19 protein-coding genes are annotated in these 16,561 nt (G+C 65.8%); 9 read left to right on the plus strand and 10 right to left on the minus strand.

Annotated features, from left to right (window positions below; all coding sequences use genetic code 11):
* The first annotated feature begins 63 nt into the window (after positions 1–63).
* The 4 genes from uvrB to ACI2KI_RS13635 all read left to right on the plus strand — a co-directional run bounded on the left by uvrB (position 64) and on the right by ACI2KI_RS13635 (position 5,330).
* A complete protein-coding gene (gene uvrB, locus ACI2KI_RS13620; protein WP_404620905.1) occupies positions 64–2,424 on the plus strand; it encodes an excinuclease ABC subunit UvrB in 2,361 nt (786 codons plus the stop codon).
* 643 nt (positions 2,425–3,067) lie between these two features.
* Positions 3,068–4,003 carry a hypothetical protein gene (locus tag ACI2KI_RS13625; protein WP_404620907.1) on the plus strand — a complete coding sequence of 312 codons (936 nt, stop codon included), beginning with the start codon at positions 3,068–3,070 and terminating at the stop codon, positions 4,001–4,003.
* Positions 4,004–4,693: 690 nt separating this feature from the next.
* Complete coding sequence (locus ACI2KI_RS13630; RefSeq protein ID WP_404620909.1) at positions 4,694–4,903, plus strand: hypothetical protein; 210 nt, start codon at positions 4,694–4,696, stop codon at positions 4,901–4,903.
* A 97-nt stretch (positions 4,904–5,000) separates the two neighbouring features.
* The gene (locus ACI2KI_RS13635) at positions 5,001–5,330 is read left to right on the plus strand and encodes a hypothetical protein (RefSeq protein WP_292083693.1); all 330 of its coding nucleotides are present in this window, start codon (positions 5,001–5,003) and stop codon (positions 5,328–5,330) included.
* A gap of 200 nt (positions 5,331–5,530) precedes the next feature.
* On the opposite strand, the gene ACI2KI_RS13640 is transcribed toward ACI2KI_RS13635, so the two are convergent.
* The 8 genes from ACI2KI_RS13640 to ACI2KI_RS13675 form a co-directional block, all read right to left on the minus strand.
* Positions 5,531–5,818 carry a GNAT family N-acetyltransferase gene (locus ACI2KI_RS13640; protein WP_404620911.1) on the minus strand — a complete coding sequence of 96 codons (288 nt, stop codon included), beginning with the start codon at positions 5,816–5,818 and terminating at the stop codon, positions 5,531–5,533.
* A gap of 16 nt (positions 5,819–5,834) precedes the next feature.
* Complete coding sequence (locus tag ACI2KI_RS13645; RefSeq protein WP_313105910.1) at positions 5,835–6,209, minus strand: hypothetical protein; 375 nt, start codon at positions 6,207–6,209, stop codon at positions 5,835–5,837.
* A 9-nt stretch (positions 6,210–6,218) separates the two neighbouring features.
* Complete coding sequence (locus ACI2KI_RS13650) at positions 6,219–6,599, minus strand: serine/threonine protein kinase (protein ID WP_404620914.1); 381 nt, start codon at positions 6,597–6,599, stop codon at positions 6,219–6,221.
* Positions 6,600–6,657: 58 nt separating this feature from the next.
* A complete protein-coding gene (folB, locus tag ACI2KI_RS13655) occupies positions 6,658–7,047 on the minus strand; it encodes a dihydroneopterin aldolase (protein ID WP_404620916.1) in 390 nt (129 codons plus the stop codon).
* Entirely contained in the window at positions 7,044–7,580 is a 537-nt protein-coding gene (locus tag ACI2KI_RS13660; protein WP_404620918.1) for a 6-pyruvoyl trahydropterin synthase family protein, read from the minus strand. Before ACI2KI_RS13660 ends, folB begins: the two co-directional genes overlap by 4 nt.
* A gap of 106 nt (positions 7,581–7,686) precedes the next feature.
* Positions 7,687–8,466, minus strand: a complete 780-nt coding sequence (locus ACI2KI_RS13665) for an SDR family oxidoreductase (RefSeq protein ID WP_404620920.1) — start codon at positions 8,464–8,466, stop codon at positions 7,687–7,689.
* Positions 8,467–8,868, minus strand: a complete 402-nt coding sequence (locus ACI2KI_RS13670) for a dihydroneopterin aldolase (RefSeq protein ID WP_404620922.1) — start codon at positions 8,866–8,868, stop codon at positions 8,467–8,469.
* A gap of 135 nt (positions 8,869–9,003) precedes the next feature.
* On the minus strand, positions 9,004–9,291 hold the full coding sequence (locus tag ACI2KI_RS13675) for a hypothetical protein (RefSeq protein ID WP_404620924.1): 288 nt from the start codon (positions 9,289–9,291) through the stop codon (positions 9,004–9,006).
* Between the two features lie 68 nt (positions 9,292–9,359).
* On the opposite strand from ACI2KI_RS13675, the gene ACI2KI_RS13680 reads away from it, so the two are divergent.
* The 5 genes from ACI2KI_RS13680 (at position 9,360) to pgsA (ending at position 13,570) form a co-directional block, all read left to right on the plus strand.
* The gene (locus tag ACI2KI_RS13680) at positions 9,360–9,833 is read left to right on the plus strand and encodes an NUDIX domain-containing protein (protein ID WP_404620926.1); all 474 of its coding nucleotides are present in this window, start codon (positions 9,360–9,362) and stop codon (positions 9,831–9,833) included.
* 9 nt (positions 9,834–9,842) lie between these two features.
* Positions 9,843–10,289 (plus strand): DMT family transporter, encoded by a 447-nt coding sequence (locus tag ACI2KI_RS13685; RefSeq protein WP_404620928.1) that lies wholly within the window; start codon positions 9,843–9,845, stop codon positions 10,287–10,289.
* Between the two features lie 16 nt (positions 10,290–10,305).
* Positions 10,306–12,195 (plus strand): excinuclease ABC subunit UvrC, encoded by a 1,890-nt coding sequence (gene uvrC, locus ACI2KI_RS13690; protein ID WP_404620930.1) that lies wholly within the window; start codon positions 10,306–10,308, stop codon positions 12,193–12,195.
* A gap of 44 nt (positions 12,196–12,239) precedes the next feature.
* A complete protein-coding gene (locus ACI2KI_RS13695) occupies positions 12,240–12,854 on the plus strand; it encodes a carbonic anhydrase (protein WP_404620932.1) in 615 nt (204 codons plus the stop codon).
* A gap of 83 nt (positions 12,855–12,937) precedes the next feature.
* On the plus strand, positions 12,938–13,570 hold the full coding sequence (gene pgsA / locus ACI2KI_RS13700) for a CDP-diacylglycerol--glycerol-3-phosphate 3-phosphatidyltransferase (protein ID WP_404620934.1): 633 nt from the start codon (positions 12,938–12,940) through the stop codon (positions 13,568–13,570).
* A gap of 179 nt (positions 13,571–13,749) precedes the next feature.
* Here pgsA and ACI2KI_RS13705 read toward each other — a convergent pair whose 3' ends face one another.
* Together ACI2KI_RS13705 and ACI2KI_RS13710 are read right to left on the minus strand one after the other, a co-directional pair.
* Entirely contained in the window at positions 13,750–14,250 is a 501-nt protein-coding gene (locus tag ACI2KI_RS13705) for a GNAT family N-acetyltransferase (protein WP_404620936.1), read from the minus strand.
* 41 nt (positions 14,251–14,291) lie between these two features.
* Positions 14,292–16,388 carry a S46 family peptidase gene (locus tag ACI2KI_RS13710; RefSeq protein WP_404620938.1) on the minus strand — a complete coding sequence of 699 codons (2,097 nt, stop codon included), beginning with the start codon at positions 16,386–16,388 and terminating at the stop codon, positions 14,292–14,294.
* Positions 16,389–16,561: the final 173 nt, after the last annotated feature.

The following is a 16,561-nucleotide window of genomic DNA, read 5'->3' on the forward strand; positions in this document are numbered from 1 at the left end:
CCCGCACAAGCGGCAAACGGTCGCCTATGGCGTCATCGGCCCGCGCGCACTACCTTGACGTTCATGGCTCGTTCTCCTTCGACACCGCCCACCAAGCCCGTCCATGTGCCCGGCCAAAGCGCCGCCCAGAGCGCGGGGATGCAGGAGATGGCCGCGCCCTTCGCACAGGACGCCCCGCGCGGCCGCGGCGGCAAGGCCATGCCCATGTTCGCCCCCGTCGCCGGCCCGCGCCTGACGCCGGAAATACCGCCCGCCGCCCCGGCCGACTGGGTGCCGCACCGCCCCTCGCGCGAAGGCGCGAAGAAGGGCGGCCGCTTCCGGCTGGAGACGAAATACACCCCCGCCGGGGACCAGCCCGCCGCCATCGCCGAACTGTCCGCCATGGCCGAGGCCGGCGAACGCGATCAGGTCCTGCTGGGCGTCACCGGCTCGGGCAAGACCTTCACCATGGCCAAGGTCATCGAACAGACCCAGCGTCCGGCCCTGATCCTGGCCCACAACAAGACGCTGGCGGCCCAGCTCTATTCCGAGTTCAAGGCCTTCTTCCCCGACAACGCGGTCGAGTATTTCGTCAGCTACTACGACTACTACCAGCCCGAAGCCTACGTCCCGCGCACCGACACCTACATCGAGAAGGACAGCTCGATTAACGAGCAGATCGACCGGATGCGCCACGCGGCCACCCGCGCGATCCTGGAGCGCGACGACGTCATCGTGGTCGCCTCGGTCAGCTGCATCTACGGCATCGGCTCGGTCGAGACCTATACCGCCATGACCTTCACCCTGAAGGTCGGCGACGTCATCGACGAGGCCAAGCTGCGCGCCGACCTCATCGCCCTGCAGTACAAGCGCAACGACCTCAACTTCGAGCGCGGCATGTTCCGCAAGCGCGGCGACGTGCTGGAGATCTTCCCCGTCCACATGGAAGACCGCGCCTGGCGCATCCAGCTGTTCGGCGACGAGCTGGAGTCGATCCAGGAGTTCGACCCCCTGACCGGCAAGAAGACCGCCGAGCTGGAAGAAGTCACCGTCTACGCCGCCAGCCACTACGTCACCCCGCGCCCGTCGCTGAACCAGGCCATCACCGGCATCAAGGAGGAGCTGAAGGAGACGCTCGCCTGGATGAACGAGAACGGCAAGCTGCTGGAGGCCCAGCGGCTGGAACAGCGCGTCCGCTTCGACTTGGAGATGATGGAGGCCACCGGCTCCTGCGCCGGCATCGAGAACTACAGCCGCTGGCTGACCGGCCGCGCGCCGGGCGAGCCGCCGCCCACCTTCTTCGAATACATCCCCGACAACGCCCTGCTCTTCGTCGATGAGAGCCACGTCACCGTGGGCCAGATCGGCGCCATGTTCAAAGGCGACTACAGCCGCAAATCCACCCTGGCCGAGTACGGCTTCCGCCTGCCCTCCGCCATCGACAACCGCCCGCTCAAGTTCGACGAATGGGACGCCATGCGGCCCCAGACGGTCCACGTCTCGGCCACCCCTGGGCCCTGGGAGATGGAGCGCACCGGCGGCGTCTTCGTGGAGCAGGTCATCCGCCCCACCGGCCTGATCGACCCCCCGGTCGAGATCCGCCCCGTCTCCGGCGCCACCCGCAACCAGGTCGACGACGTCATCGACGAGGTGAAGGCGACCGCCCGCGCCGGCTACCGCTCCCTGGTCACCACCCTGACCAAGAAGATGGCCGAGGACCTGACCGAATACATGCATGAGCAGGGCGTGAAGGTCCGCTACATGCACTCCGACGTCGACACCCTGGAGCGCATCGAGATCCTGCGCGATCTGCGCCTCGGTTCATTCGACGTCCTGATCGGCATCAACCTGCTGCGCGAGGGCCTCGACATTCCCGAGTGCGGCCTGGTCGCCATCCTCGACGCCGACAAGGAGGGCTTCCTGCGCTCGGAAACCTCCCTGATCCAGACCATCGGCCGCGCCGCGCGCAACGTCGACGGCCGCGTCATCCTCTACGCCGACAAGATGACCGGCTCGATGGAGCGCGCCATCGCCGAGACCAACCGCCGCCGCGAGAAGCAGCAGGCCTACAACCTCGAACACGGCATCACGCCCGAGAGCGTCAAACGCGACATCAAGGACATCCTCGACAGCCCCTACGAGTCGCGCGACCTCGACCAGTTGACCCGCCCCGGCGTCGCCGAAGCGGCCAAGCCCTTCCTCGGCTCCAACTTCCAGGCCGCCCTCAAGGACCTCGAAGGCAGGATGCGCGAGGCCGCCGCCAACCTCGAGTTCGAGGAAGCCGCCCGCCTGCGCGACGAGATCAAGCGCATGAAGCTCCTCGACCTCGAATTCGCCAACGAAGCCCTCACCGGCGCCGGCGAAGAGGTCGACAAGTCAGCCCCGAAGCGCTGGCGCAAGGAAGCCGCGGCCGAGAAGGCGGAGGCGTTCAGGAAGGGGCGGTAGAGAGAGGTTTGCCTACGACATGCGCAGAGTGCGTAGCCCCCGCTACAGCGCAGCGCCAACGTAAATATAGAGATCAGCGCTTCAATCTGATGTTTCGCTCAACACCCAAGAGCGTAGAGACACGATATCTGGATCAATAAGAGCGCAATCTTTAGTCTCAGCAACTAGGCTAAGAACCCACCCAGCATTCACATTTCTATGCTGGTGAGCGGACACTGTTTTATAAAATTTCGCCGCGCGGGGCTGATCAACCAGCATCTCACACTGACGTTCCGCCCATAAAGATACGGCTGCTCGCACGTTGCGTGCGTGCTCGATTCTTCGCGCAGCTAGCAACTCGTCAGAACCAAGAATCTCAATTTGATGCTGTGAAACATGGACCTCACTCCCGTCGCTTAACGTAAGCGCCTTGTTTCGCATCACATTTCCCCCTCATGTACGAGGACGCATCCCAACCATATGCGCATTCGCAGCGTCAAAAACATAACACCATTCTCCATTGTATCAACAGACGCAGACGCGATGGAGTTCCTCGAGCCCCCTCTGGCTGGAAAAGAACACCAGCTAGAAAGGGGCAAAGAACTGTGAACAACGCCGTTCAAAGAGCTATGTAACCCGCCACAATTGGGTTCCACTACTGCCGATGGCTGATTCGGCGCACCCCATACACCTCAACCCTGCCAACGAACAAGTTTCGGCGGAAGCGGTGGAAATTGCTCTGGCCGAAATCGTTCAGAACGCCCGATATGCTCTAGCGTGGTTCGAAGAAAACGACCTGGACCATTTAGCTCGCCCCTTACAGAGGGCACTGGCACAAACGATCGGATACTCCATCAAGCTATCCGATAGTATCGGAGAAGCTGGGTTCGATCTGGACGAATCAAATCGCACTATTTTTCTTAGCTCACAGGCGATTAATGCAGTCATAGCATCAAGCAGTGCTATCGGCGGCACCAAGCGCGAAAGCCCTCTAGAAATACCTCTCGTATCCGCTGCCATCGCTATCTACCTATTCCACGAGCTCACCCACATCGCTCAAAAATTCGTCCGCCACGATCAAGCCGGAGAAATAAAGGGGGCTTTTGGTAACGACATATTCGCGATGATTGATTGCATCACGGATATCAAAGCCGCCCACTGTGCCACAATTTCAGCAATTGCTTTTGATGGAAAATTCTCAAAAGCAGAATATGTATCAATATTTGGCAACAACGTAGCGTTGGCACACCACATACTTGTTGATGCCTTTTCTATAAAGAACTCGCCACACAAGAAAAAACGCGCGTTAGGATTACTTTCTACCAGTGCGATATGCGACGTCGCATTAAGATGCCAAGACAGCAAGAAAAACGCACTAATGGCTCTCGCCATGACGCCAGTTTACTCGTCGATTATTCCAGATAAACAGAAAATACTGTGCATATGCCCTGAAAGCGGCGACATAATATTCGTATCTGATGAAACCAACAATGGATTAAGCGCCACTGAGTTGTGGGAATCTTTAGAAAACATACCCATGGGCGACGCTATCGCTTTTCTCAGACTCGCCTTCACAAGTTCATTCTATTCGAGTCTTTGATAGGCCTAGCCAAAACATCCACGATGTAATGGCTAGCTTCAAAAACTCCAATAATTTCAACTCACCTCTCCCTGCTGGCCCCTTTCGGCTCGCCCCGGTTCGCCCCCATGCCACCCTGCGCTCGTTCCGTCGCATGGAGGGCTCGTGAGGCCTGCGACCTTGCGGGCGGCGGGAGCGGATGGAGCGGGGTCCTTGTCGGGCCGCGCGGCGTCCGTCGCGGTCTCCGGTCAAGGGCGATGGCCCAGCGGACAGGTCGCGGCGGGCTTCGGCGCGCGACCTACAGATGCAACGGACGGAGCAAGGGCGAACGCCTGAACCTTCGTCTCGTGGTCTCAAGCAGCCCGTAAGGGCGATAGACCACACGTCAGGACAATGAGCCGACGGGACCTAGAGACGGGGCGTTCGACCCGTCCGCCAGAGAGGTTCCGGTCAGGGTCGCGGGGGTTACGCGGACCGTTCCAGGAGGCCTGTCGCAAGCAGGCCCCTGCCCGCCGCGGGCGCCGGGGGTAGCCGATAAGACCGGCGCCTGCCCCGAGCTCGTGGAAGCCCGTCCGCGCGGAGCGTCAGTCGTCGTCGAAACGGTAATACACATCACACTCCGGGCGTCGGCCCGGCGCTCCGCCCAGCCCTCCACCGCCCGCCGTCCGGCGCGGCGGCGAAACCCGTTGGCCTCACCGTAGAAAGAACCTCATGGCCCGCCCCCGACCGCCTCGCGTCACGCCCGTCGCCGAACCCGACGACGACGTCAACATGCACCCCGCAGAGTTGAGACGGCTGCAAAAGGAGTTCTTTTCGCGTGTCGATCATCTGGTCGCCGACTTCCAGCGCAAGGACGAGCAGGCGGCGACGCGCGGCAAGGCCCTGCCGCCGGATGAACCGCCCTGGCCGCCGGAGGCCTGAGGCTTGGGCGCCACAGGGACGCAAAACCCGGCGTCCCCTTCACATGAATAAGGGAACGGCTCGGAAATTGCGGCATTGTCGTGTCGAAGGGTGCATCATGTCGAAATCGAACAGTCCAGAATCCGACGACCGTCCCAACCTGCGGGTGGTCACCTCCCCCGAGGCCGAGGTCTATGACCTGATGCGCGCGCCAGAAACCACCGCCGAACGGGTCAAACGCCTGCAGGCCGAGGCGCGCGCCCTGGCGCTCGAACAGGTCGAGGCGCTGGAAGAGGTGCTGCTGAAGGCCGCCGACATGGCCAAGGAGATCGCCGAGGGCGGCGACGCCTACCCCGTCGGCGCCCGCGAACTGGCCCAACGCCTGGGCCAGGACCTGCCGGTCAAGGCCGAGACCATGAAGGCCATCATCGCCAAGAGCCATCCTTGACGCTTGAAGGGCGCTAACGCTCGGCTCGCGGAGCCTCACTGCTTTAGCGCGCCGCCGCTTTCTTCTCTGTCATTCCGGGCGGCTATCAAGCCGATCCGGGACCCAGACGCCGGCTCTCCAACCGCCTTCGCCCCCGATAATCTCCGCCGCCTGGGTCCCGGATAGCGGCTGCGCCGCTTCCGGGATGACGGCCTAAAACGTCAGCCGACGATGTCCGAAAACTCAGGGTGGCGCTTGAGCCACGCCGCCGCATAGCTGCAATGCGGGATCAGGGTCAGCTTCTCAGCCTGGGCGTGTTCGGCCAGGGCCTGCATGAACTTCCCCGCCGCCCCTGCGCCGCGCAGGGCCGGGTGGGCCTCGACGTGCAGGATGACGCGGGCATGGCCGCGAATGGCGTACTCGGCCCAGACGGGATGCTCGTTCCCCTCAGCGTCGGCGAATTCCTGCTGGAAGCGGCGGTCGGCGGGCTGGTCGCGAAAGGCGGTCACGGAGGGGCTCCTCAGATCAGGCCGGCCGATCGTTCAGCAGGGCCAGCAGACCCAGAACGCTTTTGACCGTGAACCAGATCGTCACCAGCAGCAAAAGAAGTCCGAACAGGATCAGGAAGGGAATGCCGATCAGGAAGATGGAGGCCACGGCGCTGACCGCGATCAGGCCCCACAGCCCGATGGTGATCCAGAAGACCGACCAGAACAGGCTGATCTGGGCCTCGATGTGCTGGGCCGCCAGCCCCGTAGCCGAGCCCCGGCAGGCGTAGGCCACCACCAGCCCGACCAGAACCAGAAGGTTCGCGCTGGGGATCGACAGGATATAGAGGATCCAGGCCAGAACAGCCCCGTCGCGACCATTGCCGCGCGCTTCGGAAATCTGATCCGTCATGACAGGTCCTCAGTAGAACAGGCGCAGCGGGTGACGGATCGGACGGCCTTCCAGCAGGTCCTTCAGACCCAGGGCGCCGCGCACGATGGTCCACACCGCCATGACAAACAGGACGAAGACCCCGACGTTGATCAGGATCAGCACCACTCCGCCGATGATGGCGGCCACGGCGGCCAAGAGGGTCCGCTGCTGGAAGATGAAGTGGCTGCGCGCCAGCGGATCAGACGGCGGGGCCTTGCGCCACATCCGCAGAAGGCCGATCGCCGCCGCCACGCCGAAGGTCGGCACGGCGAACAGGATCAGGGCATAACCGACATAGAGGCTGGTCAGGTCGCCGGCCTGGTCGGGCGAGGCCGCGCTCTTGCTGCTGTAATCGCCGGACTGGACCATCGGAACCTCTTGAACGAGGCGGGACAATGGCGGGACGAACGGCCCCGCGCAACCGGCCTCAGCGCGAATAGGCGACTTCGCAGCCCGCCGCCGCCGCGCCGGGAATGGCGCCGGGCTTTTCCACACGGACCTTGACCGCCAGCACACGGGGATCGTTCAGGCAGGCCAGGGCGATGCGTTCGGCGAAGGTCTCGACCAGGGCGATGTGTTCGCCCCCCGCCAGTTCGCGGGCGATCCGGGCCACGCCCTCATAGTCCAGGGTGTCGGACAGGGTGCGGATCGGGCCGGCGCCGAGGTCCAGCTCGACGTCCACGAACAGGGGCTGCAGCCGGCCATGCTCATGGGCGTGGACGCCGATGGCGGCCTGAACCTCCAGACCCCGCACCAGCACGGTCAGGCCCAGACGGCGCGGCTCGGAGGCCGTGAAAGGCGTGACGACGGCGCTCACGACCAGGTCTCCGGCGGCAGAAGGTCATTGATGCTGAAATCGGCCCGGTCGCACCAGTCGCCCAGCTTCCAGGTCCGCTCAGCCTCGGTCAGGCCGCGCGTCAGCACGGTGTTTGTCGGCGTCTCCTCGATGGCCAGTTCGGCCAGTCGGAAGGGCAGGCCCTCGGCGGCGAGGATGGCTTCCAATTTCCGCCAGAGCGCGATGACCAGGGCCTCGGTCGTCGGATCACCGTCGATGGTCAGGACTTGGTTCAGCCGCTGCGGCTCCTGCGTCTGGAACCAGTCCAGCAGGGGGTCGGCGCGGTTCAGCTGGAAGGCATGGTCCAGGCTACGGTCGACAAAGCCGTGCCAGCGCCGTTTCAGGTTCTCGAACGAGGCGGCGTGGTTGGACTGGCCGAAGGCGATCTCGGCGGTCGGCTCCAGCGTCACCTTGACAAACTCGTTGTGCCCGTGCGGCACGGCGCACTTGGACCCCGCATCGGCGATCAGCCGGTGCGCCATCGAGAAGCGGCGGGTGAACTGGACGGCAGGCATCAGGGGCAAGGGTTCCGAAAACGCAGTCGCCCCATATAGGCGCCGCGAAGGGTTCGCGCATCAACACCCTGACGACGGCGAAGTAAAGGCGGGTCCGAGAACAGCGTCAGGGAAGCGGGATCCCGTCAAAGGCCACGTCGCGGCCTCGCCCGATCAGGCTCTCGCCCCCGTCGATGGTCAGGTTCTGGCCCGTCAGGCTGGGGGTCTCGAGCACGAAACGCACCGTGCGGGCCACGTCCTCCAGCGAAGCGCCGCGCCCCAGCGGCGTATCGCGCCACGCCGCCTCGTACTCGGCCTCGGTCTGGTCGCCGCTGCGCAGGATCAGGCCGGGCGAGACGCCGCACAGCCGGATGCGGGGCGCCAGCCCCATGGCCAGGGTCCGCGTCAACCCCGCCAGCCCGACCTTGCCGGCCGTATAGGCGAAGAAGTCGGGGTTCGGACTATCGACCTTGTGATCCAGAATATTGACCACCACCCCCTGCCCGTCCGCCGCCTCGACCGCCCGGGCGAAGTCGCGGATCAGGAAGACCGGCGCGGTCAGGTTCGACGCCAGATGCTCGCCCCACGACGCCTCGGTCAGGGTTTGCAAGGTATCGTAGCGAAACAGGGAGGCGTTGTTGATCAAGGCGTCGATGCGCCCGAAATGCGCAACCACCCGGTCAATCAGGCCGTCGCGCTCGCCCGCTTCGTTCAGGTCAGCCGCAAAGGCCGCAGCCCGCACGCCCAGGCCGGTCAGTTCGGCGACCAGAGCCGCCGCCTCATCCGCCCCGCCGCGATGATGCACGGCCACGTCCCAACCCGCCTCGGCCAGGGCCCGCGCGATCCCGGCGCCGACGCGCCGCGCGGCCCCAGTGATCAGCGCCGTCTTGTTCGGAAGGTCGCCCATTCAGCCCGGCCTGCGGCGGAAGATTTCCACGCCCGCGCCGGCGGCCTCAGGGAAGATGTGCGGTTTGGTGATCCGCACCCGGCAGGCCTCGACCGGCGGCAGGGCGAAGCAGACACCGATCAGTTCCTCGACCAGGGTTTCCAGCAGCTCGACATGTTCACGCCCGCGCCAGCTGGAAATATGATCGCGCACCCGGTCGTAATCGATGAAGCCGCCTTCCCGCAGAGGCCAGGCGGCGAACATCTCGACATTGACGATCAGCCGCGTGGGGCGCTCGGGGTGCCGCTCCCACGGGTGCAGGCCGATGCGCACATCGACCGCCACATCCGACAACAGGACGCGGACATGGTCCCCGGCGTTACGCCAGTCGAACCCGCCCGCGCCGGCGGCCGATTCAGTCAACCCGGCCGAACTCGTAGAAGTTAACGGCAGCGATGACGGCGATGAAAGCGAAGATGATGGCGATGGCCAGCATGGGAAGGCTCCTGTTCAAAGCTTCGCATAGAGCGCCGCGACGCTTGGTTCAAGCCGGAGCCTTTAGCCTCGCTTATCCATCCACTTCCAGACCCGGGCGAACAGTTCAACGATCAGGAAAAATCCCGCCATGATGACGAGCATGCCAGGCGCCTGACCGATAAGCGCCCAGCGGAAACCAGCATCCAGAATCTCGACGCCGGTCATCCAAACCAAAGACAGCGCCATGAAGCCGAGCATGACGCGAGCGAGGTTGATGACAAATCGACCATAGGCAGAAACGAACCGAGGAGGCCGGGTCAACCTCAGCCTCAGCTTGCTTTCAGGATCGGAGAAGTCGGGCGGCGACATGACCGGAACCTCTCATCAACGCCGCCGTCCGGCTAGGGTTGAAAAGCGAACCATGACATCGTCGCCCCATGACCACCTGGCGCACTCGAATCGAGCCCTTCACCCGGCCGCTCTTCTTCGCCGTCTCGCGGATGAGCCGGGGCATGACGCTGGGCGTGCGCGGGGTGGCGACGGACGCCCAAGGCCGGGTGCTGCTGGTCAAGCACACCTATCTGCACGGCTGGTGGCTGCCCGGCGGGGGCGTGGACCGGGGCGAGACGACCCAGGCCGCCGTGGTCCGCGAACTGCGCGAGGAGGCGGGGCTGATCGCCACAACCGAGCCGCGCCTGATCTCGGTCCATTCCAACGAGCGCTTCTTTCCCGGCGATCACGTTCTGGTCTTCGCCATCGACGCCTTCGACATGACCGGGCGAAGCAGCCACGGAGAGATCGCCGAGATCGGCTGGTTCGCCCCCGACGCCTTGCCTGAGGATACGACCCGCGCCACCCGCGACCGGCTGGCCGAGATCTTCGGCGGCGCGCCCGTCGATCCGAACTGGTAGAGACGGCCCATGCAGGTTCCCATCCTCGTTTTTCTGACCCTGCTGATGGCGGGCGCCGCCACGGCCTTGCAGGGGCCGACCAACGCCCGGCTGATGACGGCGGTCGGGTCGCCGCTGAACGCCGCCTTCATCTCCTTTGCGGTCGGCACGGTGGCGCTGGGCTGTCTGGCTCTGGCCCTGCAGACCCGGCCTGATGTAGCCGCGATGAAGGCCCTGCCCTGGTGGGCGTGGATGGGCGGCTTCTACGGCTGCGCCTTCGTCATTTCCGCCGCCTGGGGCGTGCCGCGTCTCGGGGTGGCGACCACCATCACCGTCATGATCGCCGGCCAGCTTCTGCTCAGTCTCGCCCTCGACCACTTCGGCGCCCTCGGCGTGGAGAAGCAGCCACTGAGCCTGGGCCGCATCGCCGGCGTCGCCCTGGTGATCGGCGGCGTGGTTCTGGTTCGCCGCTCCTGAGCCTATATCCGCCCCGATGACCGACGAGACGATCGACACCGCCGCGACCGAGCCCCTGCCGCTTCAGGCCACGGCCCTGATCGCCGACGAGGCGCGCCGCGCCCCCGACAAGCCCGGCGTCTATCGCATGTACGGCGAGGACGGCGACTGCCTCTATGTCGGCAAGGCCAAGTCGCTGAAGAAGCGCATCGTCCAGTACGCGCAAGGGCGTTTCCATACCCAGCGCATCGGCCTGATGGTGTCGCTGACCCGCTCGATGGAGTTGGTGGTCACCACCACCGAGACCGAGGCCCTGATCCTCGAAGCGGGCTACATCAAGCGACTGAAGCCGCGCTTCAACGTCCTTTTGAAGGACGACAAGTCCTTCGCCGAAATCATGATCCGGCGCGACCACCGCGCGCCCCAGGTGCGCAAGCATCGCGGTGCCCACACGACGCCCGGCGCCTATTTCGGCCCCTTCGCCTCGACCTGGGCGGTGAACCGGACGCTGAACACCCTGCAGAAGGCCTTTCTGCTGCGCACCTGTTCCGACAGCGTCTATGAGACCCGCACCCGGCCCTGCATGCTGCATCAGATCAAGCGCTGCTCGGCCCCCTGCACCGGCCTGATCTCGCTGGAGGACTACGGCGATCTGGTGAAGGAGGCCGAGGCCTTCCTGCGCGGCAAGTCGCGCGCCGTCATCGCCCGCCTGTCGGAGGAAATGCAGACGGCGTCGGACGAGATGGAGTTCGAACACGCCGCCCGGGTGCGCGACCGCATCCGCGCCCTGTCGGCCATCGCCATGGAATCGGGCCTCAACGCCGAAGGGACCGGCGACGCCGAGGCCGACGTCTTCGCCCTGCATTCCGAGGGCGGCCAGGCCTGCGTCCAGGTCTTCTTCTATCGCGCGGGCCAGAACTGGGGCGGCCGCGCCTACTTCCCGCGCATCGACGAGTCGGACTCCGATCCCGAAATCCTCGGCGCCTTCCTGGCCCAGTTCTACGAGGACAAGCCGATCCCGCGTCAGATCCTGTCCAACGTGCGCCCGCACGAGCTGGAGCTGCTGCAAGAGGCCTTCACCCTGAAGTCGGGCCGCAAGGTCGAGATCGCCCGCCCCCGGCGCGGCGAGAAGCTGGCCGTCGTCGACTACGCCCTGACCAACGCCCGCGAGGCCCTGGGTCGCAAGATGGCCGAGAATTCCGCCACATCGAAAATCCTCGACGAGGTCTGCGAGGCCTTCGGCCTAGACGCCCGGCCCGAGCGGATCGAGGTCTATGACAACGCCCACATCCAGGGGACCAATGCGGTCGGCGGGATGATCGTCGCGGGGCCCGAGGGCTTCCGCAAGAACCAGTACCGCAAGTTCAACATCCGCGGCGACGACCTGACCCCCGGCGACGACTACGGCATGATGCGCGAGGTCATGCGTCGCCGCTTCGGCAAGATGGTCAAGGACGAGGAGGCCGGCGAGGTCGTCGAGCGCCCCGACCTGCTGCTGATCGACGGCGGCGCGGGGCAACTGGCCGAGGTGCTGGCGGTGCTGGCCGACCTGGGCGTCGACGACATCACCGCCGTCGGCGTGGCCAAGGGGCCGGACCGGGACGCGGGCAAGGAGCATTTCTTCATGCCCGGCAAGCCGCCCTTCATGCTGCCGATGAAGAGCCCGGCCCTCTATTACATCCAGCGCCTGCGCGACGAGGCCCACCGCTTCGCCAACGGCGCCCACGCCAAGCGCCGCTCGATGGACATCAGCAAGAACCCGCTGGACGAGATCGAGGGCGTCGGCCCCTCGCGCAAGAAGGCCCTGCTGCACGCCTTCGGCTCGGCCAAGGGGGTGTCGCGCGCCTCGGTCGCCGACCTGGTCAAGGTTCCCGGCGTCAATCAGGCCCTGGCCGAGCGCATCCACAGCTTCTTCCATAAGTCCTGATCAGGACTTGAGCCGGAAACCACTGCGGGTCTAGGAAGACGCTCATGACCAATGAACTGATCAAGGGCTATCACCGCTTCCGCCAGAACCGGTGGCCGTCCGAACGCGCCGAGTACGAGGCCCTGGCCGCGAACGGACAGAAGCCGCACACCCTGGTCGTGGCCTGTTCCGACAGCCGCGCCGACCCGGCCCTGATCTTCGACACCGCCCCGGGCGAACTGTTCGTCGTGCGCAACGTCGCCAATCTGGTCCCGCCGTATGAGCCGGACGGCAAGCTGCACGGCGTCTCGGCGGCGCTGGAGTTCGGCGTCAACGTGCTGAAGGTCCAGCACGTGGTGGTCATGGGCCACGCCTCGTGCGGCGGGGTCAACGCCATGCGCAACGGCGCCCCGTCCAACTGCCAGGACTTCGTCGCCCCCTGGGTCGCCCAGGGCGTGCCCGCCGTCAGCGCCGCCCTCGAAGGCGTATCCGCCGACGAGCAGGAAACCGTGGCCGAGGAGGCCGTGGTCCGCCTGTCGCTGGACAACCTGCGCACCTTCCCCTGGATCGCCGAGAAGGAAGCCGCGGGCGAACTGCGCCTCAGCGGCCTGCACTTCGGCATCGCCGCCGGCCTCCTGACCAAGCTGACGGGCGCCAAGCGGTTCGAGCGCCTGGACTGAGCCTCGGCCGAGGGCGACAGGTCGTCGCCCTCGCATCGCGCCGCGAACCATGCCACACCGCAGGCGTTGCAATGGACGTGATGATGACCTCTGCCCACAAAGCCAACCCGATCCCGAACATCCTGACCGGCATTCGTCTGGCGGCGGGCGTGGTCATGTTCCTGCTGCTGGCCGGCGCCACCAGCGGCTTCCCCTTCGTCTCGGCCATGCTGAGCCCCGACGACCAGTTCGCCATGTACCGGACGGGCTTCTGGATCTTCGTCATCGCCGCCTCGACGGACTGGATCGACGGCTATCTGGCGCGCCGCTGGAAGGCCGAAACGCGCTGGGGCGCCATCCTGGACCCCATCGCCGACAAGATTCTGGTCACGGGCGCCATCCTGGGCGTGCTGACCTCGGGTTCGGTGCAGCAGATCATCATTCCCTGCGGCCTGATCCTGTTCCGCGAGTTCGCCGTCTCGGCCCTGCGCGAGACCATGGCCGGGCGCATCAACCTGCCCGTCACCCTGGCCGCCAAGTGGAAGACCACCCTGCAGATGGTGGCCCTGGGCTGCCAGCTGTTCGCCCGCAACTGGGACGGCTGGGGCCTGCCCTTCGACTACCTGCCCCATTTCCAGCTGTTCTCGGACACCCTGATCTGGCTGGCCGCCCTGATCACCCTTTGGACCGGCTGGCAGTATTTCAACGCCGCCCAGAAGCAGATGCGGGATCTGTAAGATTCTCCTTCTCCCCTTGAGGGAGAAGGTGGCAGGCGGAGCCTGACGGATGAGGGGTGTCGGCGGCGTGGGTTGATGTTCAGCCCCGTCGCCGGCGCCCCTTTTTCGTAACCGCGGCGCTCACACCCCTCATCCGAGCGCCTGCGGCGCCCACCTTCTCCCTCAAGGGGAGAAGGGAGTCAGAGCGCCTTTTCCATGACCACGAACTCCAGCTCCCGCGTCTGCGGCAGGCCGAAGCGTTCGTCGTCCAGCGGGAAGGGCCGGGTTTCGCCGGTCAGGACGTAGCCCCGGCGTTCGTACCAGGCGATCAGCTCGGCGCGCTGGCGGATGACGGTCATCTCCATGCGGGTCGCGCCGAAGCGGCTGCGGGCCTCGCCCTCGGCAGCGTTGATCAGGCGGCGGCCCAGACCGCCGGCCTGACGGGTCGGGTCGACGGTCAGCAGGCCGAGATAGGCCAGCCCATCCCCCTGATCCGCCACCTGGACGCAGCCGGTCAGGACGCCGTCCACCTCGGCCAGCAGGATGACCCGGCGGGCGTCGGCGAGAATGTCGAGAAGCTCGGCCTCATCGGTTCGCTGGCCGCCCAGCAGGTCGGCTTCGTGGGTCCAGCCCGCCTTGGCGCTGTCGCCGCGATAGGCGCTTTCCACCAGGCGGTGCAGCGCCGCCACGTCCGAAGACATAGCGGCTCTGAAGATCGGGGCGGGCCGGAAGGTCGGGGCGATCAACGGGGCGTCCGACGCGGCGCGGCTTTCGGGGCCACGCCCAATTCCTGGATCAGGTGATCCATGCCGTAGACGTCGCGCAGGGCCGTGGTCACGGCCTGGGTGGTGACGATGACGCTGCGGTTGACGTTGCGGTCATAGCCGTAGGCGTTGCGCTGGGTCAGGACGGTGGAGTCGAAGTTGGCGCCGATGATCTCGCCCTTGGCGTTGACGGCGGGCGAACCCGACGAGCCGCCGATGGTGTCCGAAGACACGGCCATGTTCATCACCGCATTGGGGTCGATACGGTCCCTGGCGGCCAAGAGTTTGGGCGCGACGTTGAAGGGCTCGGCGCCCGTCGCACGATCCCACAGGCCGGCGAAGGTGGTGAAGGCGGCAATACGTTGGCCCGGAACGTCCGTGCCCTCGACCCGGCCATAGGTCAGACGGAGCGTGCCGGTGGCGTCGGGATAGACGGCGTCGCCATAGGCGGCGAAGCGGGCGGCGGCCAGCTGTTCCGAGGCGCGGTCGGTCGGGGCCTTGACCTTGTCATCCCATTCCTTGCGCACGGCGCGGGCGTCGGCGTCGATGGCCAGGACGTATTGGATCAGCGGGTCGGTCGAGGCCTGAACGGCGGGCAGGCCGCCTTCCCACAGGGCGCGACGCACGGCCGGGTCAGCCAGCTTGGTGCCTTCGATCAGACGCGCCGACAAGGCTTCGGGGCTTTCCTTGCCCAGCAGGGTGCGGACATAGGGGCTGTCGACCGTCAGCCATTCACGGGTCTTGGACAGCCACCACTCCAGACGGATCTGCTCCAGCGCCGGATAGGTCGGGCGCTCGGCGAACAGAGCCGACTGGACGCCCGGCAGGCGGCTGTCGGCGAACTCGCCCAGACGCTGATCGGACGGCTTGGCGCGTTCCTGGGCGCCGCGCACGATAGCCCGCGCCCACTGGAACAGGGGCGAGCCGCCCGCCACCGAGGTGGTGCCCATGCCGGTGCCGCCTTCCAGCAGGGCCGTGGGGGCGTAGAGCTCGCGCGCCAAAGGCTGCACGCTGTCCAGCGTCGCCCACGGATCGGTGGCGCCGCCGGCGGCGCGGGCGCGGAAGTCAGCCTCGGCCTCGGCCTTGGCGGCCATGAAGGCCGGGTCGATCAAGGCGGCCATGCGGCCGCGACCGCGCTTGTAGGTGTTCTCGACGCCGACAATGGGGTCCATGGCGATGAAGGCCTGTTCCTCGCCTTCCTCGGAATAGCGGATCAGACGGCCGCGCAACTCGGAGGCGATCAGTTGGTCCATCGGCAGGACCACGTCGCGGATCGTCATCAGTTGGGCCTGGGTCAGCAGGCGCTGGGTCGAGCCGGGGTTGCCGGTGATGAAGACGGGCTCGCCCTCGGTCGGCTTGTTCGGGTTCCAGGTGAAGTGGGTCGGGGTCGCGGCGGGCTTGCCGTCTTCATAGAGGCGGATGAAGGCGGCATCGATGGCGAAGCGCGGGAAGGAGAAGTTGTCCAGATCGCCGCCGAAGGTCGCGGCGCGGTCTTCCGGCGCCCAGGCCAGACGCACGTCGGAGTATTTGCGGAACTTGTAGAGCTTGAACTGGCCACCGCGATACAGGCTGACGACCTGGCAGCGGATCTTGGGATCGGAGCCGCAGGCTTCGGTTTCGATACGGCCGGCCTCGGCTTCACGCGCCTGGGTGAAGGCCTGTCCGTCCAGACCCTCGCCGGCCTTGTGAATGCGCGCGGTGACATCGGAGATGTCCGTCAGGATTTCAGCCGAGCCGCCGGGGCATTTCAGCTCCTCCTCGCGGCTCTTCGGCGTGAAGCCGGTCTCGGCGTATTGCAGCTGCGGCGTGGACAGGTTGGCGACGCAGGTGGCGACGCAGTGGTTGTTGGTCATCACCAGGCCCTCGCCCGAGATGACGCCCGCCGAGCAGCCGCCGAACTTGACCGAGGACAGGCGCACCTTGTCGAGCCAGCCCTGATCGATCGAGGTGCCCAGGGTCTGGTTGGCGCGGGCGATGGGGAAGTTGTCGTAGGTCCACATGCCCTCCTCGGCCTTGGCCGAAGAAGCAGCGGCGAAGGCCAGGACGGCGGCCGAGGCGAAGAACATGTGACGCATGGAGAACTCCTGGTTCGGACCCCGGCGAGGAAAAACAGAGTCCAATTCGTCTGAATAGTCTGAAATGCGCACGCCGTTCACAAGAAGCTAGCAGTGCGCTGCGTCAGACCGGGGCGTAGTTCCTTCTCCCCTTGTCGGAGAAGGTGGGCGCCGGAGGCGCTCGGATGAGGGGT

This window comes from Brevundimonas sp. NPDC046655 (assembly GCF_044901625.1).
Classification (GTDB): domain Bacteria; phylum Pseudomonadota; class Alphaproteobacteria; order Caulobacterales; family Caulobacteraceae; genus Brevundimonas.